20 protein-coding genes are annotated in these 25,721 nt (G+C 68.8%); 6 read left to right on the top strand and 14 right to left on the bottom strand.

Annotated elements, in window-relative coordinates:
• Positions 1-35: 35 nt before the first annotated feature.
• From NMK44_RS36980 to NMK44_RS36955, 6 genes are all read right to left on the bottom strand, one after another.
• Entirely contained in the window at positions 36-500 is a 465-nt protein-coding gene (locus tag NMK44_RS36980; protein ID WP_254751659.1) for a hypothetical protein, read from the bottom strand.
• A 165-nt stretch (positions 501-665) separates the two neighbouring features.
• A complete protein-coding gene (locus NMK44_RS36975) occupies positions 666-1,412 on the bottom strand; it encodes a barstar family protein (protein ID WP_254751657.1) in 747 nt (248 codons plus the stop codon).
• Positions 1,413-1,419: 7 nt separating this feature from the next.
• Entirely contained in the window at positions 1,420-5,832 is a 4,413-nt protein-coding gene (locus NMK44_RS36970; protein ID WP_254751655.1) for a DUF6531 domain-containing protein, read from the bottom strand.
• The gene (locus tag NMK44_RS36965; RefSeq protein WP_254751653.1) at positions 5,829-6,386 is read right to left on the bottom strand and encodes a hypothetical protein; all 558 of its coding nucleotides are present in this window, start codon (positions 6,384-6,386) and stop codon (positions 5,829-5,831) included. Before NMK44_RS36965 ends, NMK44_RS36970 begins: the two co-directional genes overlap by 4 nt.
• Positions 6,376-6,708 carry an SseB family protein gene (locus tag NMK44_RS36960; protein WP_254751651.1) on the bottom strand — a complete coding sequence of 111 codons (333 nt, stop codon included), beginning with the start codon at positions 6,706-6,708 and terminating at the stop codon, positions 6,376-6,378. Before NMK44_RS36960 ends, NMK44_RS36965 begins: the two co-directional genes overlap by 11 nt.
• 347 nt (positions 6,709-7,055) lie before the next feature.
• Positions 7,056-8,225, bottom strand: coding sequence for a steroid 3-ketoacyl-CoA thiolase (locus NMK44_RS36955; protein ID WP_254751649.1), 1,170 nt, complete (start codon positions 8,223-8,225; stop codon positions 7,056-7,058).
• Positions 8,226-8,465: 240 nt separating this feature from the next.
• Here NMK44_RS36955 and NMK44_RS36950 point away from each other — a divergent pair, with 240 nt between their 5' ends.
• Positions 8,466-9,698, top strand: a complete 1,233-nt coding sequence (locus NMK44_RS36950; protein ID WP_254751647.1) for a cytochrome P450 — start codon at positions 8,466-8,468, stop codon at positions 9,696-9,698.
• Positions 9,699-9,878: 180 nt separating this feature from the next.
• On the opposite strand, the gene NMK44_RS36945 is transcribed toward NMK44_RS36950, so the two are convergent.
• The 3 genes from NMK44_RS36945 to NMK44_RS36935 form a co-directional block, all read right to left on the bottom strand.
• Complete coding sequence (locus NMK44_RS36945; protein ID WP_254751645.1) at positions 9,879-10,514, bottom strand: superoxide dismutase family protein; 636 nt, start codon at positions 10,512-10,514, stop codon at positions 9,879-9,881.
• Between the two features lie 96 nt (positions 10,515-10,610).
• Positions 10,611-12,692 carry a bifunctional glycosyltransferase 87/phosphatase PAP2 family protein gene (locus tag NMK44_RS36940; protein WP_254751715.1) on the bottom strand — a complete coding sequence of 694 codons (2,082 nt, stop codon included), beginning with the start codon at positions 12,690-12,692 and terminating at the stop codon, positions 10,611-10,613.
• 301 nt (positions 12,693-12,993) lie between these two features.
• A complete protein-coding gene (locus tag NMK44_RS36935; RefSeq protein WP_254751713.1) occupies positions 12,994-13,797 on the bottom strand; it encodes an AraC family transcriptional regulator in 804 nt (267 codons plus the stop codon).
• Positions 13,798-13,952: 155 nt separating this feature from the next.
• Here NMK44_RS36935 and NMK44_RS36930 point away from each other — a divergent pair, with 155 nt between their 5' ends.
• Positions 13,953-14,363 (top strand): DUF2000 domain-containing protein, encoded by a 411-nt coding sequence (locus NMK44_RS36930; RefSeq protein ID WP_254751643.1) that lies wholly within the window; start codon positions 13,953-13,955, stop codon positions 14,361-14,363.
• Between the two features lie 130 nt (positions 14,364-14,493).
• Here NMK44_RS36930 and NMK44_RS36925 read toward each other — a convergent pair whose 3' ends face one another.
• Positions 14,494-17,865 carry an outer membrane protein assembly factor BamB family protein gene (locus tag NMK44_RS36925; RefSeq protein ID WP_254751641.1) on the bottom strand — a complete coding sequence of 1,124 codons (3,372 nt, stop codon included), beginning with the start codon at positions 17,863-17,865 and terminating at the stop codon, positions 14,494-14,496.
• A 186-nt stretch (positions 17,866-18,051) separates the two neighbouring features.
• Here NMK44_RS36925 and NMK44_RS36920 point away from each other — a divergent pair, with 186 nt between their 5' ends.
• The 3 genes from NMK44_RS36920 (at position 18,052) to NMK44_RS36910 (ending at position 21,177) form a co-directional block, all read left to right on the top strand.
• Complete coding sequence (locus NMK44_RS36920) at positions 18,052-18,381, top strand: antibiotic biosynthesis monooxygenase family protein (protein ID WP_254751639.1); 330 nt, start codon at positions 18,052-18,054, stop codon at positions 18,379-18,381.
• A gap of 573 nt (positions 18,382-18,954) precedes the next feature.
• Positions 18,955-20,148 (top strand): helix-turn-helix domain-containing protein, encoded by a 1,194-nt coding sequence (locus NMK44_RS36915; protein ID WP_254751637.1) that lies wholly within the window; start codon positions 18,955-18,957, stop codon positions 20,146-20,148.
• A 99-nt stretch (positions 20,149-20,247) separates the two neighbouring features.
• Positions 20,248-21,177 carry an NAD(P)H-binding protein gene (locus tag NMK44_RS36910; protein ID WP_254751635.1) on the top strand — a complete coding sequence of 310 codons (930 nt, stop codon included), beginning with the start codon at positions 20,248-20,250 and terminating at the stop codon, positions 21,175-21,177.
• Positions 21,178-21,195: 18 nt separating this feature from the next.
• Here NMK44_RS36910 and NMK44_RS36905 read toward each other — a convergent pair whose 3' ends face one another.
• From NMK44_RS36905 to NMK44_RS36895, 3 genes are all read right to left on the bottom strand, one after another.
• Entirely contained in the window at positions 21,196-21,513 is a 318-nt protein-coding gene (locus NMK44_RS36905; protein ID WP_254751633.1) for a hypothetical protein, read from the bottom strand.
• A gap of 175 nt (positions 21,514-21,688) precedes the next feature.
• On the bottom strand, positions 21,689-22,156 hold the full coding sequence (locus NMK44_RS36900) for a hypothetical protein (RefSeq protein WP_254751631.1): 468 nt from the start codon (positions 22,154-22,156) through the stop codon (positions 21,689-21,691).
• Positions 22,153-22,815: a hypothetical protein gene (locus NMK44_RS36895; RefSeq protein ID WP_254751629.1), complete on the bottom strand. Its 663-nt coding sequence runs from the start codon at positions 22,813-22,815 to the stop codon at positions 22,153-22,155. Before NMK44_RS36895 ends, NMK44_RS36900 begins: the two co-directional genes overlap by 4 nt.
• 129 nt (positions 22,816-22,944) lie before the next feature.
• Here NMK44_RS36895 and NMK44_RS36890 point away from each other — a divergent pair, with 129 nt between their 5' ends.
• Positions 22,945-23,478: a GNAT family N-acetyltransferase gene (locus NMK44_RS36890; protein WP_254751627.1), complete on the top strand. Its 534-nt coding sequence runs from the start codon at positions 22,945-22,947 to the stop codon at positions 23,476-23,478.
• 36 nt (positions 23,479-23,514) lie between these two features.
• Here the strand turns inward: NMK44_RS36890 and NMK44_RS36885 are convergent, their stop codons facing one another.
• Positions 23,515-25,626 carry an MDR family MFS transporter gene (locus tag NMK44_RS36885; protein WP_254751625.1) on the bottom strand — a complete coding sequence of 704 codons (2,112 nt, stop codon included), beginning with the start codon at positions 25,624-25,626 and terminating at the stop codon, positions 23,515-23,517.
• Positions 25,627-25,721 lie beyond the last annotated feature (95 nt).

The following is a 25,721-nucleotide window of genomic DNA, read 5'->3' as shown; positions in this document are numbered from 1 at the left end:
TGGCCCCGCCCTGGCCGTCGCCGTACGGCGACGCGTCACTCCGTGAGGCGGCCGCGGATCGCATCGATTTCCCGGCGGATTGGGCCGCTGACAGGCACTCGTTCCCACCACCACTCCGAGCCCACGGTGATGGAGTCGTCTACGATCTCCATGATCCGGGAATCATCCTTCTCCGTGTAAGCGAGAAACTCTTCGTCGGCAATGCCGGTAGCACGCCCCGCGGTCTCGGCCAGACCGGCTTCGAGCTGCCCGGTTCCCCGCTCCACGAAGTCGCGTAGCGACAGTGCGGCGAGGAGATCGTGGACGCCCCAGACCGACCGGTCCTCATCGGGCAGCGGAAGGTCCGCCCGCATTTTTCTGACGTGCTGATACCACCCGGCAATGAGGGTGTAAAGATCCAATTCACGGCTGTCCGACACCTGGACCCGCGCCTGTCGCAGTTCCGCCTTCTCCGAAGCGCCTACCAGACCGTCAAGCCACTCCTGGGGGGTGATCTCCACGAACCTCATTCCCTTTCCGGACGACCCTGACCCCACAGCCCCCGCTCACCGTGGGCGGTAGATTACTGCGAGAGCAGCACGTCCTGGCAGGTGTTGTGGCTGTTCGTTCACGCCCTCATCGACCCAAGGCCTGAACTTGGCCGACCGCCAACACCCTGCTGCTCCTCAGCCAAGGCCAGTGGGGGGATATTCGATATCTACCCCGTAGTCTCGCATCACTTCGAGGGCCCAATTGAGTTCATCTCGGTCGATGTTCCGCCGCGAGACGTCAATGTCATGCCATGTGAGATGAAAGGCTTCCGGACGCTTTCCGCGGCTGCTGGAGAGGCAATCAGCAAGCCCACTGGGGGTGGATCCGAGGTACCCACCCGGCCCGTTCACGGCCTCACCCAGAGCGCAGTAGAAGCTATGAATGTTGGCCAGGTCAGCTCCAGCGATCTCGTAATGTGTCGCATCGCCATAGATCATCGCCCGGTGCCCTGAAGTGAACCATACTTGCTGGACGACGTGCAGCCAGCTTTCATGCGCCTCGGCAGGAAGGCCTTTCCATACTCCAGAGTTGACCGGTGGACCATGGGACCAAGTGCGCCAGATCTCTCCCGCATAGGGATATGGCAGGGTGTATCCACCCAGTGAGATCGTCAGATCGATGCGACCCTGGCTTCCTTCGCCATACCGCGCACCGATTACGTCAATCCTTCCCACATAGTAGGATCCAATTTCTTGCCCCTGGACGTCTCTGACCTGAAACTCCACGTCCTCGAAGGAAATGGGGAGTTTCTCCGGCCTCAGCGATGCTCCGATGGCAATGACCGAGCCTGATTCTCCCGCTGAGGGGTCAGCGAAGAATCCACACAAGTCAGTTGCCGTCAGGATTTCCTGTTGCGTCTCATCTTCAACCAGTCGATACATGTTCACATCAATGCCAGCCGCTATCCGGGAAGTGGGGGGCCGTGAAGGGATGGATGGTCTTGTAGTGGTCGGTGCTCCATCCCATCACCTTACGTCCGTCAGCAAGTGTCTTTACGAGGATCCGCGCCTTGTCGGGGTTCTTGGCGCCCGGTACTTCGTACTCCGTGGCCCCGCTCCATGGGCGCTCGTGGGATTTCCTACCTTCGAATATCTTGGGATGTCCGTTGTCATCCCGTCGTGGGACACCGTTGCCCGCCCTGATGTCGTCGTATGCCTCGACGAATTTCTTCGGCAGACCTCTCGGCAGGTCGTCGGAGAGGCGTGGAGGCTTCTTGTCCTTGCAGCCTTCGAGGCCGAGGGGGTCCTGCCAGGTGTGTGGGTTGAGGACGTATGCGTGTTGGCTGGGTGCCGGGGCGAGGCCGAGTGGGTCGGGGGTGAGGTAGCGGGCGGTTTCGGGGTCGTAGTAGCGGTGGTGGTTGTAGTGGAGACCGGTCTCGAGGTCTTCGTACTGGCCAGGGAACCGGAGGGGACAGGTGGCAGTGTCAGGTGGAGCCGAGAGCGGGGTACCCCAGAGGGTGGTGCGGTGCTGCCATGCCACATGGCCGTCAGGGGTGACGAGTTCGGTGGGTGTTCCGATGGCATCGCTGACCACGGCATGGAAGCGGGTGGAGCCCGGTTCGCGCTCGGTCTGGGTGAGCGGCTGGTGGGTGCCGGGGTCGTGGTCCCAGGTGATGGTCAGGCCATCGCCGGTGGACTGTTCGGCCAGGAGGATCGAATCCCAGGTGAAGGTGACAGGGGCTTCGTCCGGGCCGGTCTTGGACAGGCGGCGGCCGAGAGGGTCGTAGACGTAGCTCCACTCCTGGCCGTCAGGGGTGGTTGCTTTGACGAGACGGTCTTCGGCGTTCCAGGTGTAGGTCCACGTGCGGGTCTGGCCGTTGAGGAGTTTGCGGGTCTTGCGGGTCAGGCGGCCGACGGCATCGTGTTCGTAGGTGGTCCGGCCCGCATGGCGGATGAGCGTGCCGTTGTAGGTGCGGTCGCCGTCGGCGGGATGGTCGGGAGCGGCGGCATGGGTCTGGTTGCCCATGGCGTCGTAGGCGTATTTCTCCGTCCAGCCGTGGGCCTGGACGCCTGTGACGCGTCCCATACGGTTCAGCGTGAAGTTCCGTGTTCCTGAAGTGAGTTCACGTATCTCAGTGATGTAGCCGTCGGGGCGATGAACGTAGGAACGGTGCTGAAGTACTTCGTCCGCTGCGGCATGATGGCTGGTGGTGAGGGTCTGGCCGGTGAGCCGGTGTGCGGCGTTCCAGGTCTGAGTGAGGGTGACCGCCCCCATGGCGCGCCGTGTTTGGTTGCCCGCTGCATCGTGGGTGAACGTCATGGTGTGGTCGGCTGTGGTGAGGGTGGACGGCAGGCCCATGGGGTCGTAGGTCCAGGTTGAGATCAGGCCCGAGGGTGTGGTGCGGTGGGTGCGGTTGCCCGTGGCGTCGTACGCGTTGGTTGTTGTGCGGCCGTTCACCGTCTCGGCCACCACACGGCCGAGCGGGTCTCGTTCGAGGGTCAGGGCCGCGTGGGCGTTTCTCGCCTCGGAGAGGGCGCCGTCCGCTTGGTAGCCATAGGTCGTCTGCTCGCCCGTGGTCTCGTCGTGCTGTGTGGTGACGCGCCCGGCGGTGTCACGCGTATAGCGCAGGGTTTCGCCCAATGCGTTGGTCTGAGCGACCAGGTGGCCTGCGGCATCGCGGGTGTAGGTGCGGGCGGCTCCGTTGAAGTCGGTTTCCGTGATCAGACGGCCAGCGGCGTCATGGGTGTACTGCCACTGCTGACCCTGGGGATTGGTGACGGCGCTGAGGCGGAGTTCGGTGTCGTAGGTGAAGGTGTAGTGGGCGCCGTCGGGGTCGGTGCGGGTGGCAGGCAGGTCGAAGTGCGTGTGGGTGTAGGTGGTGGTGTGTCCGGCTTGATCGATATGGCGGGCGAGATTGCCTTCGGTGTCCCACTGCCACACCTCACGGGTTCCGTCTGGTCCCTCACGCCAGGCGGGCTCGCCATCGACGGTCCAACCGTGTCGGGTGGTCTCGCCCAGCGGGTCGGTGACAGCGGTGACCTGACCGTGTGGTCCTCGGCGGATATGTGTGGTTCCGCCCATAGGGTCCGTGATGGCGACCGGAAGCCCCGTCCCATCCGGGGTGATCTCGGTGGTGTGACGCAGCGGGTCCGTGATCGAGGTGAGATGGCCCAGTGCGTTGTAGGTGTAATGGGTGGTGGCGCCATCGGGATCGGTGGTCGACACACGGTCACCCCGATCGTTGTAGGCATGGCGCCAGACGGCGCCGCTCGCCTCACGGATCTCCAGAGGCAGCCCCTCGTCATCATGAACGGTTTCGGTGACCGCGCCGTCGGGGCGTTCGATGGCGATCAGGCGGTCGAGATCGTCGTAGCGGTAGCGGGTGGTGTGTCCCAACGGGTCGGTGACCGCGACGCGATGGCGGTTGGCGGGGTCCCATTCGGTGTGGGTGGTGTTGCCCAGCGGGTCGGTCTCCGCGATGACCCGGTACGCCTCGTTGCAGACGTAGGTGGTGGTGTTGCCCTGGGAGTCGGTGTAGCGGTTGGTGCGGCTCTGGGGGTCGTAGTGCATACGGCCGGAGAGGATGCCGTCAGGGCCGATGCCCCGCAGGACACGGCCACGATGGTCATAGACATACGCATAGGTCGTGCCGTTGCGATCCGTCCACGAGGTGATGCGGCGTGCGTCGTCGTACTGGAAACGCAGCGGCAGTCCGGTGGAGTTGATGACCTCACTCAGGTCTCCGGCTTCGCTGTAGCCGTATGAGATCAGCGTGGTGCTGTGCTGATGCTCCGCACCGTGGAGCAGCCGTAGGGCGGTGATGCGCAGCAGCTCCGGATCGGTGTCGATGGCGATGCGGTAGCCGCCGGAATGGGTGATCTCCGTCGGCGCGCCTTGCGCGTCGTAGGTGATGGTGATGCGGTCGCCGTCGCCGGTGCGGTCGGTGATCGCTGTGAGGGCGAGTTCGCGGCCGGCTGCCGGGAGTGGTGCGAAGTGGAGGGTGCGGTTGTGTTCGGGGGTGGTGATGGTGAAGGTGCCGTCCGGTTTGCCGTCCCAGCACAGGGGCCAGCGGGGACCGGCGGCGGGAAGGGTGGGGACGTCGGGTTCTGGGACCGGGTAGGCGAGGATCATGCCGTCGTCGGTGATGTAGACGACGCCCTCGTCGTCGATCTCCAGGCGTTGGTCGAGGGTGCCGGTCCAGGTGCGGCCGAACCAGCCGCCGCACGGGTGCCCGGAGACGTAATGCCGCTCCAGCACCAGAGGCAGCACACCGGGAAGGGTGACGTCGGTGGCGGACATGACCATCTCACCGGTGGCCACATCGATCGGCTCGCCCTTCTTGGGCCGCTCGCCGTTGGGGTTGTTGTTGCCCTCCGGGTCTTCGCTCTTCCGCTTACGGGCGCTGCCGTCGCGGCCGAGCGCGCGTTCACGGTTGAGCAGGCGCTGTGCGGCGGTCTTCGCCACCTTGCTGCCGTACCGGAAGGTGCCGGTGGCGCCGCCGGTGGCCAGTGCCAGCAGCAGCCCAGCGGTGAGCTGTCCGGATGCCCGGGCCGGGTTCCGCTGCCATTCCTCCCAGTTGATGGCGGCCTTGGCGAACTCCTTGGGATGGGCCGCGGCGTAGGCGGCGCCATCAGCGATGTTTGCCAGCTGCAGCCCCGCGCCTCCGACGCCGTCGTGCATCAGGTCGTCGAGGTCTTCGTACCGGTCGTAGAGGAAGTCTCCGGCTCCGTCACCGAAATCCCCGAGCTTCTGCTTGAACCAGCCCAGGCCCTCGGGGGTCGCGGGCTTGTCCGGAGCCTTCTCCCTGGCGGTGTCGAGTTTGCGCTTGGCGGTTTCGACGACGATCTTGAGTTCTGCCTCGAGCTTGTCGAGACGCTTGTAGCAGCCCTCCAGCGCGGCCATCCCCGGATCGTCCTCCGGAGGCTTCTCCGGCAGCGGATCGTCCTTACGGTCCGACGCCTCGCTGTAGTCCTTCCAGCTCTGCCAATGGCGCTTCGACGCCGCCCGCGCGTCATCGGCATCGTCGATGATCGGCTTGACGCGCTTCTGTGCCGACCGCAGCTTCGCCGCATAGGAGTCCAGCGCGCTCGCGGCCGAGGTGAAGTACTTCTTGGCCGAGCCCAGTTCTTTGGGCAGCTTCTCCGTCGCACCCTGGAAGTTCTCCGACGCCGCGCCGGTCCAGTTCATCAGGGACAGGACATCGAGCTGGTCCACTCCGTCCTGGAACGCGCCTGCGTAGGCGCGGAGTTTGACCGCCAGGTCCTCGACTTTGCGGGGACTGCCGGGGATGACGTCGGAGGGTTTGGCGTTGAGGGGTATGCGCTCGGTCGTGCCGCCCTCGGTCGCGTCCTTCTGGGTCACGCGGTGACTCCCTTGGATCCGCCGTCGACTTCCCACCCGCCGTCGTAACGCAACCGCGGGTTGGTGGGCACATCTCCGGTGTAGGTGCCGTCGTCATCGTCGTCGAGCCACGGCTCCTTGTAGATCTCCGGAGGTGGGTCGAACTTCGGCCGGTAGCCTTCCTTCCACGCCTTCAGGCCCTGTTCCCCGAAGGGGAGCTTGGCCATGTTGTCCTCAGTCGGCGCGAAGTCCTTGATACGCAGCAGGTCGGCCAGCATGTAGGAGGCGATCACCTGCTGAAGGGTCTGCACCACCACGCCGGCGTGGTCGGCCACCCGCCCCATGCCGAAGCCCCAGGAATGGAGCATTTTCTCCGAGGAGTCACAGATGTCGAAGTCGGCCGAGTTCCCGATGCCATCGGCCAGTGCCTTCCAGTCCTTCTTGATCTTGCGTGCGGCGACGACCGACTCCTCCAGCGGAGCCAACACCTTCTTCACCGAAGCGATCTCGATCCGGTAGCCGTCACCTGGCTTCGGACCATCCGCCGCCGAACCACCCTTGTCATCACCCGACATCGGATCGCTCCCCCCGCTCCCCGTTCACCTGCAAGGACTCCACATCCAGAAGAAATGTCCGTGGCCCCAGCGGATCCACCACCGCCTGTGTCCCCTCGGGCAGTAGCTCCACCAGATCCTCGGCCGTCGTCGACGCCCAGGAGCACACACCCGCGAACAGAGCCAGCCGCTCCACAGAAGTGAAGACCGGCACCACCGGGCCCGACTCCGTCTCGGAGACCAGAAAGCCCGGCTCATCCGGCCGTTGGAAGTACAGACGCACGGAACGCAACGCCGCCAGCTTCTCGCCTTCCGACATCTGCGTCGCGGCTTCCTGACGCACAAAGTCGGCCAGCCTCGGCCTGTCATCGCACCTCAGTGAACCCAAGATGTCCCCCCTGAACATGACAGCAAGTTTTCCATGGCTGAGCGACACTCTGCGCCAGCGACACGGGGCGGGGGAAATGGATACTCCGAAACGGGACATAGCACGGCCCGCTTTAGCGGACGAGAGGAATTTAGCGTCCCAGCAGACCGTCACCACTTGACTGTTGAGAGATGCACTGCCGAACAAACGAGATCATTTTTCGCAATAGGCCCTGAGATGCCGCCGACCCGGGTGGCCCCTGCATGCAGGTCGAGGCAGGCGAAACGGCATTCAGTACATTCTGGTCACGGCACAGACAGCGGTCACAGCCGCTGGATGATGGTCCCCGTCGCCAGTCCGCCGCCCGCGCACATCGTGATGAGCGCGAACTCGCGGTCGGCGCGCTCGAGCTCATGCAGGGCGGTGGTGATCAGCCGGGCTCCGGTGGCGCCCACCGGATGACCCAGTGCGATCGCGCCACCGTTGACGTTCACCTTCTCCAGGTCCTGTTCGAAGACCTGCGCCCAGGACAGCACCACGGAGGCGAACGCCTCGTTGATCTCCACCACATCGATGTCCTTGAGTGACATCCCCGCCTTGCCCAGCACCGCACGGGTGGCGTCGATCGGACCGTCGAGGTGGTAGTGCGGATTGGCACCGACCAGCGCCTGGGCCACGATCCGGGCGCGGGGCCTGAGCTTGAGGGCGCGGGCCATCCGCTTGGACGCCCACATCACCGCGCACGCACCGTCGGAGATCTGCGAGGAGTTGCCCGCGGTGTGCACGGCGGTCGGCATGATGGGCTTCAGCCGGGACAGCGCCTCCATGCTGGTGTCGCGCAGCCCCTCGTCCCGGTCGACCAGCCGCCACATGCCCTGTCCGGCCGCCTGCTCCTCCTCGGTGGTGGGCACCTGGACGGCGAACGTCTCGTGTTTGAAGCGCTCCTCGGCCCATGCCTGCCCCGCCCGCTCCTGGGAGAGCAGTCCGAGCGCGTCCACCCGCTCCCGGGTCAGCCCGCGGTGGCGGGCGATCCGCTCCGCCGCCTCGAACTGGTTGGGCAGGTCCACGTTCCACTCGTCCGGGAACGGTTTGCCCGGGCCGTGTTTGGAGCCGCTGCCCAGCGGCACCCGGGACATGGCCTCGACACCGCAGCCGATGCCGATGTCGATGACCCCGGTGGCGACCATGTTGGCCACCATGTGGTTCGCTTGCTGGGAGGAGCCGCACTGACAGTCCACCGTGGTCGCCGCGGTCTCGTACGGCAGGCCCATCGCCAGCCAGGCGGTGCGGGCGGGGTTCATCGACTGCTCCCCCGCGTGGGTCACCGTGCCGCCGACGATCTGCTCGACGCAGTCGGGCTGGATGCCGGTGCGGGCGAGGAGTTCGCGGTAGGTCTCGCCGAGCAGATAGGCGGGGTGGAGATTGGCGAGCGCGCCACCGCGCTTGCCGATGGGCGTGCGTACGGCTTCGACGATGACGGGTTCCGCGGCCATGTCTCGTCCTCTCCTCATCCACGCCGCAACTAGTACGTGTTCTAGTTGTGCCCTCAGTCTGCTGACGCCCGCCCCGGCGGCGCAAGGGTTGTGCAGAGCCCGAGTCGGGCCGTTCAGGGCAACAATGGCCGCCATATCTCTTGCCACTTGTAGAACCCGTTACTACGTTGCGGACACTTCTGATGAGCCGTCAGATCCGTCCGTCAGATCCGCGAGCGGGTCTGGAACCTGGAGTGGCCGATGTCGTGTCCCGCGCTCCCCGAGGGCTTCGATCTCACCGACCCCGACCTCCACCAGCACCGGGTACCGCTCCCGGAGCTCGCCCTGCTGCGCCGCACCGCCCCGGTCTGGTGGGTCGCCCAGCCGCACGGTATCGCCGGTTTCCAGGACGACGGGTACTGGGCGGTCACCCGGCACGGGGATGTGAAGGAGGTGTCCACCCGGCCCGAGATCTTCTCCTCGCACCGGAACACCGCCATCATCCGCTTCAACGAGAGCATCCAGCGCGAGCAGATCGACGTCCAGAAGCTGATCATGCTCAATATGGATCCGCCCGAGCACACCCGGGTCCGCCAGATCGTCCAGCGCGGTTTCACCCCCCGCGCCATCCGCGCGCTGGAGGGGGCCCTGCACGACCGCGCCGTCCGTATCGTGGCGGAGGCGAAGACCAGCGGCACCGGGGACTTCGTCACCGACATCGCCTGCGAACTGCCGCTCCAGGCCATCGCCGAGCTGATCGGCGTCCCCCAGCGGGACCGCTCCAAGATCTTCGACTGGTCCAACAAGATGGTGGCGTACGACGATCCGGAACTCGCCATCACCGAGGAGATCGGCGCCGAGTCGGCCATGGAGCTGATCTCCTACGCGATGAACCTGGCCGTGGACCGCAAGGAGTGTCCCGCCCAGGACATCGTCAGCAGGCTGGTGGCCGCCGAGGACGAGGGCAACCTCCAGTCCGATGAGTTCGGCTTCTTCGTACTGCTGCTGGCCGTGGCCGGGAACGAGACCACCCGCAACGCCATCAGCCACGGGATGCACGCCTTCCTCACCCACCCCGACCAGTGGGAGCTGTTCAAACGCGAACGCCCGGCCACCGCCGCGGACGAGATCGTCCGCTGGGCCACCCCCGTGATGTCCTTCCAGCGCACCGCCACCCGGGACACCGAACTGGGCGGTCAGCGGATCCGCGCGGGCCAGCGGGTCGGGGTGTTCTACTCCTCCGCCAACAACGACCCGGAGGTCTTCGACCGCCCCGAGGTCTTCGACATCACCCGTGACCCCAACCCCCACCTCGGCTTCGGCGGCGGCGGACCGCACTTCTGCCTCGGCAAGAGCCTCGCGGAGCTGGAGATCCGGCTGATCTTCAACGCCATCGCGGACGCCGTCCCGGACATCCACCTCACCGGCGCCCCCCGGCGGCTGCGCTCGGCCTGGCTCAACGGGATCAAGGAGCTACGGGTCGCCTACGCCTAGGCCCTGTCCTGCCGATCTTCGTGGGCCCGCGACGCCTGGCACCGCACCTCGCCGCGTTGTCGGGATCATCCGAGTACGCCCAGTACAAGGACGACCCTCCGCCTTGCGAGCTACGGCACCAGACGCCGCGGCCTGATCCACGAAGATCGACAGGACAGGACCTAGCCGTTGGCGCGTGGGTCACTTGAACGGGACGTTCACACAGGCCAGCCGGTCCCCGGCCATCCCCGCCTTCCCCTCCTTGGTGCTGGTCGCATGCTCGTGGATCACCACCGAGCGCGCCTCACCGGCCCGGAAGTGCCACTTCACCCACGACTTGGCCCAGCCCTTGCCGGCCTTGTTGGTGGTGAGGTCGAGCCACACCTCGTTGCGCGGGTTGGCATACGTGGGGTTGGTCGAGGGCTGCTTCGGGTCCTGTTTGTTCTGGTAGTGCGGGCCCGAGGAGTCGGGCTTGGTGCCACACGGCTTCGTATGGACATGGATCCCGAAGTGGTGGCCGGGCGCGAGACCGCGCAGACTGATGAACACGAACGTTCCGTGGGGCACCATGCGGTGGCCGTTCTCGTGGCCGTCCGCACCCTCGTGGTACTTCATGCCCTTGCCGCCCACCCGCGTCTCCGCGATGAACACGCTCGCGGACGTCGGCACCACCGACTTGTCGTAGGTCACCGCACCGGCGCTCTGCGCCTGTGACGCAGGCTGGAATCGGTCGTGGACGAAGACAAAGGGGTGTGGTGGCGCGGCGACCGCGGGTGTCGCGATGGCTATCGAGGCGCCTATGGCGACCGTCGCGGTCACGGCCTTCACCAGCAACATCCTTGATCCCTCCTCGGTCGGGGTCCCCGGTCCCCATTTCGATTCCCAGGTCCCCCTACAACCTGCTTTCGCACCTTTCCACCCCTTTTCACCACGCTAGACCCGCTGGTCATGCCGCTCAACGCGAGGATCACCCCCCTTTGGGGGTCCGTCCGCGGCGGACTGGGGCTCCTCGACGCTCCCGGCATCGTCATGCCGTCCGCTGCGCTGTCTCACCAGTCCGGGTACCAGCCCACGGGCCCGCGCGACCGCGGCGCCCATCGTCGCCGACAGCGGTGGCGCCTCCTCGTGTGGCCGCCCGCCCACCCCGAGCAGCAGGTACTGGAGGCCGAACCCGGCCGCCACGACAACGACGCCGCCGACCGCGTCCAGGACGTAGTGGTTCGCGGTGCCGACGATCACAGCCGTGGTCAGCAGCGGATACAGCGCGCCGAGCACCTTCGCCCAGACGTGCGGCGCCACGATCGCGATCACCACACCGCACCACAGCGACCACCCCACATGCAGCGAGGGCATCGCGGCGTACTGGTTGGACAGCTTGGTCAGGGCGCCGAAGTCCGGGTGCGCCAAGTCCTGTGGACCGTGCGCGGTGTCCACGTAGCCCAGTCCCATCAGCCGTGGCGGGGCGAGCGGGTAGAGCCAGAAGCCCGCGAGCGCCAGCACGGTGGCGAACGCCAGCGGGGTGCGGGCCCACCGGTAGGCGGCCGGGCGGCGCAGATACAGCCAGCCCAGCAGCGACAGCGGGACGAGGAAGTGGAAGGTGGTGTAGTACCAGTTTATTCCGTGCCGCAGCCACGCGGTGTCGGCCACCAACGCGTTGAACCCGTACTCGATATCGAGGTGCAGCAGGCGCTCCAGCACGAGCACCTGGTGTCCGTGCCCCTCGGCCGGGCCGCGTTCATCGGGCGCGTGGCCGCGGATCCATGAGTACGCGAAGTAGCCGATGCGGATCAGCACCAGTTCGAGCACCAGGTTGGGGCGGGACAGCGGCCGCCGCGGCAGGCGCAGCAGCGGCACCCAGGAGTACCGTCCCTTCGTCGGCAGCGCCGCCGGAGTCGGGACCGGGTCGTCCCACAGCGGCGAGGAGCGGAAGAGGAACGGCACCCCGCAGGCGGCGGCGAGCGCGGCCAACAGCGGTGCGTTGTCCCCGATATGGCCGAGGAGATCGATGTCCGGCAGCAGTGCGGTACGGCTGAGCGACATCGCCAGCACCACCAGCACCGGCCACACCAGCCGGTCCGCGGCGCGCCTGCCGACCCGGCCGACCACGGCGAGCAGGATCCACAGTTGCTGGTGCTGCCAGGAGGTGGGCGAGACCGCCAGCGCCACACAGCCGGTGATCGCGGTGGCCAGCAACAACTGACCGTCCCGCGCATAGCGCACCGCGCGCCGCAGACCGGCCACCGCGACCGTCACGGCCGGCGGCGCGAGCAGCGCCAGTTCGGCCGGGCCCGCCACACCGGCGCGCAGCAGCAGTCCGTGCAAGGACTGGTTGCCCACGCTGTCGGCGGACGCGCCGAGTCCGGCACCGCCGATGTGGTGCGCCCAGTACGTCCAGGAGTCGTGCGGCATCAACGCCGCGGCCAGCGCGGTGCAGACGGCGAACGTCGTCCCCGCGAGCACGGCCGGCCGGCGCCGTCCGACCAGCCAGGCCAGGACGGCGAACAGCAGCAGCGCGGGCTGGAGCGCCGCGGCCACGCCGATGAGCACCCCCGCCTGCCGCCCCGAGGTGCTGGGCAGCACGGTGAGCACGATCAGCAGCACCGGGATGATGCTGGTCTGGCCGAGGGTGAAGGTGTTGCGCACCGGGAGCGAGAGCACCAGCAGACAGATGCCGCACGGCGCGGCCAGCAGCGAGGTGCGCCGCGAGACCGGACCGGGCAGGGCACGGGCGGCGACGAGGCCGAGGACGACGACGAGCAGCAGGGTGCCGAAGGTCCAGGCGACCCCGAGGCTCTGCTCGGCGGCGCGGGCCAGCGGTTTGAGCACCAGCCCGGCGAACGGGGTGCCGGTGAACGCGTCGCCCGCGTAGAGCGAACCACTCAAATGAAGGACACCGCGGTCGCCGATCCAGGTCTCCAGGTCGGTCAGCCGCTGGTCCGGTGGCCGCCGCAGCACCGCCGCGGCCTGACGGACGGCCAGCAGTCCGGCCAGCAGCCACAGGGCACCCAGCGCCATGCCGGTCCGGGCCGTCCGCGCCGCCCGCGCCCCCGTGGCGCCGAGCCCGGGCCCGGTCCCCGGGGTGGTGACCGGTCCATTCCACTCCGCTTTCGCCACGCTCCGCTGTCCCCCAGTCGCTTTGTGTATCGATCCGGCGAGAACAGACCCTACTGAGCCGACTGCGGCGGATGCGGAACGCTCCTCCTTCGCCCGACTGTCGTTCGACCGGCGTTCGACCACAGCTCGACGCCGTCCGAACATCTGTCAGGAAGACCGGGCGGGAAGACGGGCAGAGACGGGCGGAGACGGGCGGAGACCGTCAGGAAGCAGGCCGGAAGGCCGGGCCCGCGGCCCGCTGGAACGTCCCCGGGGTGACCCCGAAGCAGCGCACGAACCACCGGTGGAAGTGGCTCTGGTCGGCGAACCCCGCCTCCGCGGCGGCCTCTGCCGCGCTGCACCCGGCGACCAGCAGCCCGCGGGCGCGGCGCAGCCGTAGCTGCCGCTGGAAGTCGCTGGGCGCCATGCCGTACTCGGCACGGAACGCCCGGTAGAGCGCGAACCGGCTGCATCCGGCCGCCGCCGCGAGCCGGTCGGCCGGGATCTCCAGCGCGTACTCCTCCTCCAGCAGCGCCCGCGCACGCCGGGCGGCCCCCGTCTGCGCACCGCCCGCCGGAAGGGTGCGGGCGCGCACCGGCCGGGTGGCCGTGCGCCGCACCATCGCGCTGACGGTGGCGGTCAGCCACTCATCGCGCACCAGCGGACCCGCGCCCCCGACGAGAGCGGTGTGCAGCCCCAGCAGGGCGCGGCGCAGCACCGGGTCGGACAGGACGGGTTCGTCGAAGAGCGGCAGGGCCACCCGGTCCCGGTCGACCGTTCCCACGTCGGAGAGCACGTCCCGCACCACGTCCGGACCGATGTGCATGATCCGGTACTTGTAGCCGAGGTCGGCGGCGGCCTCCCCGTCGTGCGGATCGTCGGGGTTGAAGGCCATCACCATCCCCGCGCCGCTGGTGCGCGTCGCACCCCGGCAGCGGAAGCGCTGGGCACCGGCCTCGGTGACGGCGAAGGAGTACGCGTCATGGCTGTGGGGGTGGAACCGGTGGCTGAAGAAGTGCGCGTGCATGGCTTCGACCGGCCGGTCCGGGTCGCGCCAGTAGCGGGCCCAGTCGCCGGAGCCGCCGTTCCGCTCGCCACCTGGGGTCACCCCTCCATTGTGCAGCCGACCGCCGCGCACCAGCGTTCAAGACCACATACCGGGACGCGGGGGAGGGTCGTCCCATGCGTTGTGACACCAAGATCGCGGTCATCGTCCGGGACGACCTGGCCGACTGGCAGAAGCTCAATGTGACCGCCTTCCTCTCCAGCGGGCTCGCCCACGCCACCGACGAGATGGTCGGCAAGGCGTACGAGGACGCCTCGGGCAACACCTACCTCCCGATGTTCCGCGAGCCGGTCCTCGTCTACGCCGCCGACTCCCCCGGCCTCACCCGCACCCGTTCCCGTGCCCTCTCCCGTGGCCTGGCCACCGCCGTGTACACCGAGGAGCTGTTCAGCACCGGCAACGAGGACGACAACCGCGCGGCGGTACGGGCGGTGGCGGCCGATGACCTCCGTCTGGTGGGCCTCGCGGTGTACGGACCGCGCAACGCGGTGGACAAGGTGACCAAGGGACTGCGGCTGCACGGCTGAACGGCTCGCCGCGAACATGCCGGTCCGCCTGCGCCGTCCCCGCGCTGCCGGACAGCGGCGCGGGGACGGCGGACAGCAGGAGCGGCACCCCGGTGCGGAAGTGACCGCACGGGCGGTGCTTCCCCTGCGTTCAGTCGCGGTGTGCGGCCAACGCGTGGACCGTGCCGTCGTCCGTGAGGGCGAAGACCCAGTCGCCGCTGACGGAGAGGGCCGAGGCCACTCCCGCGCCGAGGTTGTACGAGGCGACCCGGGTGCCGGTGGCACGGTCCAGGACGACGAGCCGTCCGTCCCAGGTCCCCACATACACATGGGTTCTCGTGACCAGGGGATGCATGGTCGGCGACCCGCTTCCGGCTGCCGAACAGCCCTTGGCGACCCGCCACTTGTCATCCAGCGGGCTCTCCCCCGGCAGATAGCCGGACTTCCACTCCCACACCGGCTTCGACGGGTCGGTCGCCGCCGTGTCGTAGGCGCGTACGACACCGTCCCGGCCCGCGACATAGGCGGTGTCGCCCCACACGGCCGGACTGGTGAGCGGGGCTCGGCCCGGCTCGCAGACGCTGCCGCCGCCCAGCCTCGACTCCCAGGTCACCGCTCCCGTCTTCGGATCGTGCCCGCGGGTGCCGTACGCCGTGAACGTCACCAGCTCCGCCTCACCCGTCACCGGGTCGGTGAGCACGGGTGAGGAGTGGCTGTCGATATCGCCCGCCGTGTCCTTCGTCCACTGCTGCTTGCAGCTCGTGAGGTCCATGGCGATGACGGTGTTGCTCGACGAGGAGTGCAGATAGGCGGTGTCGGAACCGGGTTCGCGGATCACCGTGCTGTGGGACTGGCCCCATGAGAAAGCGGCCTCGAATCCACCGGGCAGCAGCCCGCCCGTCGCCGCGTCACGGCAGCGGATCATGTTCGCGTCCTGGTAGACGGCGACCGTACGGTCGTGCTCGCCGGTGAGGGCGAAGACACTGACCGGGCCGCCGGCGCGGCCGTAGCGGCGCACGGTGTCGCCGTGGGCCTCCTCGCGGTCGATCGACTGCCAGGCGATGCGGCCGGTCCCGGCGTCCAGGGCGTAGATCCGTCCGACACCGGTGGTCAGATAGACCCTGCCGCCGTGGAGAGTCGGCGCCGACTCGGCGTCGCCGTCCAGGTACGTACGCCAGAGCTCACGGCCGGTGGCGATGTCGTACGCGAGCATCATGCTGTACGGCGAGTCGAACGCGCGGGACGAGACGATCAGCCTGCCGTCCGCCAGCACCGAGCCGTTGAGGTTGAACTGCTCGCCGGTCTGCCGGGCCCACTTCAGGTCGAGCTTCGCGCCCGGCTGGTCGCCGCTCGCGGACCGTCCGGCCTCGCTGCCGCCCTGCCGCAGCCAGTCCTGCCCGGTACGCGGCTTCGCGAGTCCGCGGTCCCGAACGATCTTGAAGGCGTTCCTGACCACGGGGAACTTCCCGCCCCGGGTGTCGTACGGGACGGACTCGGCGGTGTACCTGCCGGGCGGCAGCCCGTGCAGCCTGCCGCTCGCCCGGGTCCACGCACCGCGTGCGTCGGGGCAGGGTTCGGGGTCACCGCCGGGCGGGGTGTAGCAGTTCTCGATGCCGGGCTTTCCCACTCCCCTGCCGAAGCGGACCGTGGTCCGCTTCACCACATGGCCCCGGCCGTTCCGCACGGTGAGCGTTGCCTTCGCGGGCGTACGGCCGTCGTCCTCCGCGTAGATCTCGACGGGGACGCCGGCCTTCGCTCCGTGGACACTGTCCTGCGCGGGGCTGACCAGGGCGGCGTCGTCGTCGATCTCGAACTGCCGGTGGATACCCGTCACATGGCCGGTGTCCTCGTCGCGACGGGTACGCGGATTGTCCGTGATGGCGCTGAAGTCGAGGACCTTGTAGTCGGGGCGGGCCCCGTCGATGCCGTATGTGCCCTGGTTGTTGACCTCGACCGAGCGTTTGAAGGCGCCGCGCCGGAATTCGGACTGCTGGTTGTGGCCCGTGGCGACCATCCGTACGTCGTATTTGGCGAGTTCGTCGATCGTCGGCTGCATACCGGCGCCCGGACCCCACTGGGTGAACAGCGAGCGGTGCGCGAAGACGAAGACCTGCTTGCCGACCGCGTGGCGGGCGAGATCCTCGCGCAGCCACTCAAGCTGCGGTTCGAGTCCGCTCGCGTCGTAGTTGTCCTCCAGGACGACGACATGGCGGCCGTTGCGGTCGAAGCTGTACCACTCGGGGGCGAGGTTGCGGCGGTAGTACTCCAGGCTGCCGGCATAGCCCTGGGAGGTCTGCGTACCGCCGAAGTCGTGGTTGCCCATCACCGGGTAGAACGGGTGGCCGAGCCGCCCCTCCTCCAGGCCCTTGCTGAACAGGTCGTATCCGCCCTGGCGGCGCGGCTCGGCCGCGTAGTCCGTGACCGTCAGATCACCCGTCGCGATCTGCATCGTCGCGCCGTCGACCTCGGACATCGCCTGGACCTGGCCCGTCCACTGGGGCAGGGCCCTCTTGGCCTCGGCGTCGTCGCGGTTACCGACCTCGGTGTCGGAGTTCATGACCCACTTCTCGGTCGGGTTCGAGGCGTTGCGGTCGGGCACGAGGGCGAAGTCGATGCCCGTGCCGCCGGCCTCGGGGACCCTGTGGGAGAACCGCGGGATGTAGTCCTTGCGCAGGGCGGGCGTGTAACCGTCGGGCGAGACGATGCTGACGAGGTCGGTCTCGCGGCGCGTCGGGTCGGTCGCCAGGCGATACGAGCCGTCCGCCCCGGTCGTGGTCCAGACGGCGCCGTCGGTGACGTCGACGCCGGACATGGGCGGCTCCCCCGCGTCGCGCCGTCCATTGCCGTCGCGGTCCTTGAAGACGGTGCCCTCGACGGTGACGGTGGCCGCCGCCGGTTCGGCGGGCTCGGCGAAGGCCGCCTGGGGCGTGAGGAAGGAGAGCGCGACGGCGCACCCGGTCGCGAGCCGGATCCGGCGCCGGCCACGGCGCACCACACGCACCAGGGACGGCAGTCTCCAGACGGCGATCAGCAGCAGCACACCCGCGCCGGTGCCGCCTATGACGGTGAACCAGGGGAAGGCGGGCAGCGCGTGCGCGCCCCGGACGTCGACGACCGGGGTGACGGCTGAGGCATCGACCGCGGTACCGCCGAACTCGACGACGACCCGGGCCAGTCCGCCCTCCTCGATGAGCCGGCTCAGGTCGAGCGCGTCGACGTGACAGCTCCACACCAGCTCGACGACGACACCACCGGGCACTCCACCGCTGTCGCCGGGCACGCCCGAGCCGGTGGCCGGGCAGGGGGCGGACAGCAGCCCGGCCGCCCAGTCCCCCGCCCGCTCCGGGGCCACGACGGCGTTGTGCACGATGAGGCGACCGCTGCTGACGTCGTCTCCGGGCGCGACCACGAGTTCGGCGTGCTCGCGCGAGACATGTGCGAACGCGGGCTGGGTGCCTATGCCCAGCACGAGAAACAGCAGCGCGAGGGCGAGCCCGGCCACTGTGGTACGTCTATAAGTCATGCGACCGGACGTTAGAGTCCCCTTGTGTGGTTTCCGGTCGGTAGCAGGCGACTTTTCATCACCTCATCCTCGAATGTTCAGCACACACCCGGCCGCGCACAGGTCCGACTGTCCGATGTAGGAGACTGCGCACACAGAGTCGAGGTCAGGGCGCCGGCCTGGCGACCGCTACATGAGAGGTGTCATGTGCCCAGTATCGTGAAAATCAATGTGCTGACCGTGCCCGAGGAGCAGCGCGAGGTGCTGGAGAAGCGCTTCGCCTCGCGCGCCGGATCCGTGGAGAACTCCGACGGCTTCGAGTGGTTCGAGCTCCTGCGCCCGGTCGAGGGCACCGACCAGTACCTCGTCTACACGCGCTGGCGCGACGAGGAGTCCTTCCAGGCGTGGATGGAGGGCCCCATGAAGGCGGCCCACCAGCGCGGTGGCGACGACGCCCCACAGCAGAAGCCCGCCGCCGCCGGCTCCACCCTCTGGTCCTTCGAGGTCGTCCAGCAGGCAGCCCCCCAGCAGGGCTGACCCACGGGCCGCACACATCGGCCATCAGCGCGGCTGCCGCGCCGACGCACATCGTGCGCACCGGCACGGCGGCCACGCCGACGTCTCCACCGGACTCAGCGGTTCGGTGGACCTGACCACGCGCACCGGCCCGTAGGTCTTCCCGCCGTCCCGGGACACCCGCAGCGTCATCATGGGGCGGCGCCTCACCGGTCCGTGTCCTTGTGCAGCGGCCCCTCATGGTGTCGCTGGAGTGCCACCAGGCAATCCACCGCCTTGGAATAGTCCCCGACGGCGTTCCAGTGCGCCTGCTGTCGCAGCAGAGCGCGGCACACATCGCACCGCACGGGTGATTGCCCGGCCGGAAGAACGAGCCGGCAGACGGGGCATTCCGACGGAATGCCCGTGTGGACGTTCCTCGGGCCGGTCAGACCTTGACCGGGCCATGTCGCCCGTAACCCGGGGGACTTGTTCTCTTCCACGTTGGCGCTCCTGTGCGGCGTCGGTTGATCTACGCCTAGACAACCGCGCCGGTGGAGTCCCGGTTGGTGACTGGCTGGTGACTGCTCGGTGACACCCCGTACTCTGGTCACCATGAACGGCGGGGAGTTCAGCCAGAGAGTCCGCGACCTGCTGCGCGATCGGGGCATGAGCGTCCGGGCGGTCGCCCGCCGCCTGAACTACGACCACGCCTATCTGTCCCGTGTGCTCTGCGGAAAGCAGCAGCCGTCGATTCAACTCGTCGCGGGTCTGGACCAGTTGCTCAGCACCGATGGCGAACTCGTCGACATCGCGACGCGAATGGCAGCGCCTTTGGATTCGGTGGGCACCGCCTCACCGTCCACCCCCGACCGGATCCTCAGACTCCATGAGGCGCGTGGCGCCGACTTCGCGGAAGCCATCCGGGAGACCTCCCGTCGGCTCATCGTCCTGGACAATGAACTCGACGGGGTGTCCATCGCCGAACCCGCGGCCCGCGCGTTCAAGGTCGTTCATCAACGGCTGGGAAACGGAGACTACGAATCCCGCTATGAGCGCGACATCCAGTCGGCCGCCGCGGAACTCGCCGAAGTCGCTGGCTGGGCACTGTGGGACGCGGAAAAGGAAGACGCCGCCAGGCGCTTCAACCATGAGGCACTGTTCCTCGCGAATCTCTCGGGGGACCGCTCCATCGCGCTGCTGACGTTGCAGAACATGGCCATGCAGAGTGAATGGTGCGGACGGAACCAGGAGGCCCTGTCCACCGCCCGGTCGGTTCTCCACCGCGGACGGTTGTCCCCCCGCGTCGAGGCGATGTTCCGCATCCGCGAGGCCAAGGCACTGGTCGGTACGGGACGTACGTCGGACGCGGACGAATCGCTCGGACGCGCCCGCTCGCTCATCGAGGGCGGTGACACCGTCGGTGAGCCGGAATGGGCGTGGTGGGTGACTGGTGGGGAGATCGATCGCCAGTGGGGTCACGCGCTTCACATCGCAGGTGATGCGGAGAAGGCGATCGAGCTACTACTGCGGTCCGTAGAGCCCGGACGCGATGTCACGACGGGCTACTCAAGCGAGCGCGTTGCACGACTCGCGCTGTGCCTGCTCGAGGTCAATGCCTGGCGCGACGCGGAAGACGTAGCCCGGTCCTTGTTCACCGCTACGCCCGGCATCTCTTCTGGGCGGACTCTCCGCCTCATCGGTCATGTCGCCGAGCGGCGCGAAGGGCTGAACGGTGCACCGACGAGCCTCAAAGACACTCTGGAGCATTTGTCAGTAAGGCTCGACGAGGATCCGTTCACCCTCTGACCTGATGGGCTGATACGCTCCCCGGCCTCGATCCGCAGCCGTGGTCCCCGGAGCCGGACCCGGTGCAAGATCTCCGCCCACGCGTTGAAAGGTCTTGCTGTGGACAGGTTCGAGCGCTTCCTGCTGACCGCCGTCAGCCCGCGCAAGGATGAAGGCAACAGCCCGACCGGGATCGTCGGCCGGTGCCTGGCCCGGCAACTGCTCGCCATGGGGCGGCGGGTGCGGGTGTTGGCCGAGCCGGACCAGTGCGGCGGCTGGCCCGAGACGGTCGAGGTGGTGGAAGGGTCCGTCACCCGGCCGCTGGAGCGTGCCCGAGCCTTCGACGGCGTCGAGGCCCTCTTCCTCGCCGGTGCCCATCCGGCAACGGTGGGGGATGTCCTCACCCTGGCCCGCAACGCCCGCGTCGGCAAAGTCGTTCTGCTGTCGTCTCACGGGCCCGAGTACGAAGCGGTCCATCCGCCGGAAACCTGGTTCTGGCTGGCGATCGAGAAGGCGGTGGAGCGCTCGGGCATGGCCTGGACGCACATCCGGCCGTCGGCCGTGATGGGTGCCGTCATCGAGGGCACCTACCCGGCGACGGGGTCGGACTGGCCTGACACCGTGCGCGCCGACGGCGTGGTCCGGGAAGCCCTCCTCGGCCAGGGCCACTACCCCTTCATCCACGAGGAGGACCTCGCCGCGGTCGTGGCCGCCGCCCTGGTCGGCGATGACCACACCGGGGCGGTCGTCGAGGCCGTGGGCCCACCGCTGAGCACCCGTTCACGGATACGGAGCATCGCCACCGCCCTCGGCCGCGACCTCGACACGGTCGATCTGACGGCGGATGAGAGCCGGGCCATCTGGCGACGCCGTGGCTGGCCCGAGGGTGCGATCGACGTGACGCTGTACGCACTCGAGGAGTACGGCGCCCGCTTCGACGAACTCGTCCAGTGGACCGCCGACCAGCGGCCGTCCGTGCGGGACATCATCGGCCGCCCGCCGCGGACCTACGACGACTGGGTGAGCGAGAACGTCGACTCGTTTCGCTGATCGAGAGGGCAAGACCGGTCAGCGGTCCTTGGTGCCCCACCACACATGCTCCAGGTAGTCAGCGCTCTCGGTGCCGTCCCGCCGCGCCAGCTCGACCAGTTCCGCGGCCCGGAGTTCGCCCTCTCCGATGGTCATGACGTCCCGGACCGCGTCCGACATCGTCAGCATCTCCGGAGAAAGCGATAACACCTCCGGGGCCTCCACTTCCTCCGCGAAGCGACGGAAGTGGAGGACCACGGCGGCCAGCGCCACGTCCCTGGGCTCGATGTGCACGGCGTCCCTGAGCCTGGCTACCTCCCCCGCGATATCCAGAATTTCGCGCGCGCCGGCCGTCATAGGTCTCATCGCTTCCCCTATAGCGTCAGCGCACGGCCGGAAACACACATCGCGGCCGGGCGCCCCCAATTCCTGACCATCCCAAACGTATGACCGCGCCAGAAGCACCACAAGGAGTTACCGAAGAAACCGCCCCCGGCCGGGGAGGCCGGGGGCGGTTTGCGGTATCGCGCGTTCAGACGGTGAGCAGGCGCTCCAGGACGTTGCGGTAGCCGCGCATGGCCAGCCGCAGTTCCTCCGTCTGAGAGGCGTCCGTGCCGTCGGCGTGCCAGGCGGAGCGGAGGGTGTCGCGGCGGTCGGCGAGCAGGGCGGCGATACGGGCCGTCAGTTCGTCGAAGAGGGCGTCCGCCTCCTCGACCGCGCCGCGCGGGGAATCCACGAAACCGCTCACCGCGTGCCGCAGCCGTTCCTCCAGCGCGTCGTGCTCACTGACCGGCAGCACCGGGAAGCTGGGGCCGCCGGGGGTCCGGGCCGGGCTCGGCTCGGACTCGGGCGGCTTGCCCACCGTCCGCAGCCGCCGTGTCTCGTGGCGTTCGCCGCTCAGCCGGTTGACGCGCCTGAGGCGCTGGGTGTCGTGCCCCGGGGTGTGCGGGGCGATCGGGTCTTCCATCGCGACCGGGTGTTCCGTCCTCGGGTCCGTCACCAGGCTCCGCCCTTCTTCGTCTGACCGAGGCCGAGCGCCCACCGGCCGCCGCGGCCGGAGCGGTGTGCGGTCGGTGCCGGAGCGGGGGTGGCGGCCTGGTGCGTGTCGCCGTGGTGCGGCGGCTTCACCAGGTCCTCGAAGAACGGCCGGGCGTGCACCACGGCCTCCCGCAGCTCCTCGGTGTCCGTCAGTCCCTCACGTGTCCGCGCCGCGGCGTTGTGGATCTGCCGGTAGCCCTGCACACAGTGCGAGTGGTGCACGGACAGCGCAGCGACCTGCTCCGCGTAGCTTTCGGACGGGTAGCCGCGGTCCCGGGCGAGGCGCGCCAGGAGCTCGTCGGCGATGGCCACCGTGCGCTCGGGCGAGTCGATGAACTGCTCCTGCGCACCGGCCCACTCGGCCACGTACCGCTCGCGCAGCTCACCGGAGAGCGGTTCGGTCCGCAGGTCCCGGTAGCGCGCGAGCCGTTCGTCCAGGTCCCGGTGGGCGGCTGCGGTGTCGCCCGCGTGCTCCGCCACACTGAGTTCGTATTCCGGTCCGAAGTGGCGTCGCAGTACGCGCTCTCTGCGCCCCGCACCGCCCCGCGCGAACCGGACGGCGAGCGCGGCCGCGACGACGACCGCAACGACAACCACGGAGATGATGGCGCCAGTTGACATGGTCTGCTTCTGCCCTTCCCGCCAGTCGCCCCCGACGGATCCGGGAGCGCCCTACCTATGCGGGTAGCCCGAGCGCCCGGCCTCAAACTGAGTCGCGTCATGTGGGCCGCCGCTGCGAGGATGCGCGCCATGTCCGGCACCCCGCTCCGCACACCCCGCCCCGCCGCCTCCTGGACGGTGTCCGCGCTGCCCGTCGACGACCCCGTGGCGGTCGGCCTGTTGCGCGCGTACCTGGTCGATGTGGCCGATCGCTACTACCGGTTGCACGAGGGCCGGGACGCCACCGCCGCCGAGATCGAACGCGCGCTGTCGGAGATGAACAGCGATGACCTCGCCCCGCCGGACGGAGTGTTCCTGATGGCCCGGCGCGACGGTGCGGGCGGACCGGCCGGATGCGCCGGGCTGCGGCGGCGGGACGCGCACACCGTCGAGCTGAAACGGGTGTACATCGAACCCGGCAGCCGCGGCCTCGGCGGGGGCGCTGCGCTGCTCGCCGCCGTGGAGGCGGCGGCGAGCGGACTGGGTGCCCGGCGGATCGTGCTGGACACCCGGCTGGACCTGGTGGAGGCGCGGGCGCTGTACGCCCGGCACGGCTACCGGGACGTCGCGCCGTTCGGCGACGGAACGTACGCAGAGGTGTGGATGGCCAAGGAGCTGGGGTGAGGGGCAGGGTCCGGGGCGGGGCGCCTCATCCGGCGCTCACCTCGCCCACGGCGGCTCCGGCCCCTGCCACTGGCCAGCACCGCCCCGGCCACCCCGCGCGCCTCCGTTCCGCGGCCGTTCCGCGTCCGAACCGCACATCTCCCGCGACAGCTCGTCCACCAGCTCCATCAGGTCCGTGGGCCGCGTCGGTGACCACCAGTCGCCCAGCAGCTCGGCCAGCGACGCCTCCCGGGCCCGGTACAGCCGGTCCGCCGCCTCCTGCCCCCGTGGGGTCAGCGACAGGTCCAGTCCGTACCGCCGCCCCAGCCCGCGCTCCTCGATCTGCCGGGACGCCTCGGTGATGACCCGCAGCGGGATCGGGCTGCGCTCGGCCAGCATCGCGGGCTCGACCGACCCCTGGTGGCTGATGCGCAGCAGCATCCAGCTCGCGGCCGGTTTGAGGTCGAGCCCGGCCCGTTCGGTGATGTCGGTGTAGATCTGCCGGCGGCCCTCCCGGCTGCCCAGCAGCGACAGCGCCCGTGCGCACTCGTCGCGCGAGGAGCGCTCGACCGGGTTGCTGGCCAGGACCTCGCTCGCGTCCGGTGCGGTGACGCTCCCCCGCAGCGGCTCCTCGCGCAGGTACCAGGCCAGCACGAACGCGATCAGCACCACCGGCACCGCATAGAGGAAGACATCGGTGATGGAGACGGAGTACGCGTGCAGCACCGCCGAGCGCTGTTCGTCCGGCAGCCGTCCGATGGCCCGGGGATCCGCGGTCAGGGTGCCGATGTCGATCCCCGCGGGCAGCCGCTGCCCGGCGAGCGCCTCGGTGATGTGCGGACCGAGGTTGTTGGCGAAGATCGTGCCGAAGACGGAGACGCCGAAGGAGGCGCCGATCGAGCGGAAGAAGGTGTTGCCGGAAGTGGCCACGCCCAGGTCCTCGTAACCCACCGAGTTCTGCACGATCAGCACCAGCACCTGCATGACCAGGCCGAGACCGGTGCCGAAGACGAAGAAGTACGCGCTGGTCTCCACCACCCCGCTGGTCTCCTGAAGCTGGTGCAGGAGCAGCAGCCCGATGGCGGTGACGGCGGTGCCCAGGATCGGGAAGACCTTGTAGCGGCCGGTGACGCTGACCAGGTGTCCGGAGAGGGTCGAGGCGATCAGCATGCCGACGACCATCGGGAGCATATGGACACCGGAGACGGTCGGTGAGACGCCCTGGACGACCTGGAGGAAGGTCGGCAGATAGGTCATGCTGCCGAACATCGCGAAGCCCACGACGAAGCCGATGACCGCGCACAGGGTGAAGGTGCGGCTGCGGAACAGCTTCAGCGGCAGCACCGGTTCCGCGGCCCGCGCCTCCGCCCGGACGAAGACGACGAGCAGCAGCCCGCCGACCACCGCGAGCCCGACGATCTGCCAGGAGCCCCAGCCGAAGGTGACCCCGCCGAGCGAGGCCATCAGCACCAGGGCGGCGGCCATCGCGGCGATCAGGGCGGTGCCCAGGTAGTCGATGGTGTGCCGGGTGCGGCGGGCCGGGATGTGCAGCGCGGCGGCGATGACGAGCAGGGCCACGATGCCCACCGGGACGTTGATGTAGAACACCCAGCGCCAGCTGAGCTGGTCGACGAACACTCCGCCGAGCAGCGGGCCGAGCACACTCGTGGTGCCGAAGACACCGCCGAAGAGGCCCTGGTAGCGGCCGCGTTCACGGGGCGGGACGATATCGCCGACGATGGCCATCGACAGCACGATCAGCCCGCCGCCGCCCAGTCCCTGGAGCGCGCGGAAGGCGATCAGCTCACCCATGTTCTGGGCGAGGCCGCACAGCGCCGAGCCGATCAGGAAGAGGACGATCGCGCCCTGGTAGAGCCGCTTCCGCCCGTACTGGTCGCCCAGCTTGCCCCACAGCGGGGTGGCGGCGGTGGAGGCGAGCAGATACGCGGTGACCACCCAGGACAGATGCTCCAGACCGCCGAGGTCGCCGACGATCGTCGGCAGCGCGGTGGAGACGATCGTGCTGTCGAGCGCCGCGAGCAGCAGTCCCAGCAGCAGCGCGCCGATGGCCACCAGGACGGTACGCGGTGGACGTCCCTCCCAGGGGGCGGGTGCCACGGGACCCGGCGCGCCCGGCGCCGGAGTCGGGTGGCCGGCGTCCTGCGCCATGGCGACTCCTCGGCTGCTGGGGTTCCCATCGTGACCCCATCCTCACCTTTATGCCCCGTTACGGCCCGCCGAGCGGGTCCACGCAGTTGTCCACC

This window comes from Streptomyces cucumeris (genome assembly GCF_024295805.1).
GTDB classification, from domain to species: Bacteria; Actinomycetota; Actinomycetes; order Streptomycetales; family Streptomycetaceae; genus Streptomyces; species Streptomyces cucumeris.
The sequence above is the reverse complement of the archived record's forward strand: the minus strand, read 5'-3'. Positions and strand labels throughout refer to the sequence as shown.

Excerpts from the sequence above, each read along its gene's own strand:
- NMK44_RS36935 (WP_254751713.1), bottom strand. The coding sequence starts at position 13,797 with ATGCACGCGCACTTCTTCAGCCACCGGTTCCACCCCCACAGCCATGAC.
- NMK44_RS36945 (WP_254751645.1), bottom strand. The coding sequence starts at position 10,514 with ATGTTGCTGGTGAAGGCCGTGACCGCGACGGTCGCCATAGGCGCCTCG.
- NMK44_RS36905 (WP_254751633.1), bottom strand. The coding sequence starts at position 21,513 with ATGACGGCCGGCGCGCGCGAAATTCTGGATATCGCGGGGGAGGTAGCC.
- NMK44_RS36885 (WP_254751625.1), bottom strand. The coding sequence starts at position 25,626 with ATGGCGCAGGACGCCGGCCACCCGACTCCGGCGCCGGGCGCGCCGGGT.
- NMK44_RS36895 (WP_254751629.1), bottom strand. The coding sequence starts at position 22,815 with ATGTCAACTGGCGCCATCATCTCCGTGGTTGTCGTTGCGGTCGTCGTC.
- NMK44_RS36955 (WP_254751649.1), bottom strand. The coding sequence starts at position 8,225 with ATGGCCGCGGAACCCGTCATCGTCGAAGCCGTACGCACGCCCATCGGC.
- NMK44_RS36965 (WP_254751653.1), bottom strand. The coding sequence starts at position 6,386 with ATGTCGGGTGATGACAAGGGTGGTTCGGCGGCGGATGGTCCGAAGCCA.
- NMK44_RS36915 (WP_254751637.1), top strand. The coding sequence starts at position 18,955 with ATGAACGGCGGGGAGTTCAGCCAGAGAGTCCGCGACCTGCTGCGCGAT.
- NMK44_RS36975 (WP_254751657.1), bottom strand. The coding sequence starts at position 1,412 with ATGTATCGACTGGTTGAAGATGAGACGCAACAGGAAATCCTGACGGCA.
- NMK44_RS36925 (WP_254751641.1), bottom strand. The coding sequence starts at position 17,865 with ATGACTTATAGACGTACCACAGTGGCCGGGCTCGCCCTCGCGCTGCTG.
- NMK44_RS36930 (WP_254751643.1), top strand. The coding sequence starts at position 13,953 with ATGCGTTGTGACACCAAGATCGCGGTCATCGTCCGGGACGACCTGGCC.
- NMK44_RS36890 (WP_254751627.1), top strand. The coding sequence starts at position 22,945 with ATGTCCGGCACCCCGCTCCGCACACCCCGCCCCGCCGCCTCCTGGACG.
- NMK44_RS36950 (WP_254751647.1), top strand. The coding sequence starts at position 8,466 with ATGTCGTGTCCCGCGCTCCCCGAGGGCTTCGATCTCACCGACCCCGAC.
- NMK44_RS36940 (WP_254751715.1), bottom strand. The coding sequence starts at position 12,692 with ATGGCGCTGGGTGCCCTGTGGCTGCTGGCCGGACTGCTGGCCGTCCGT.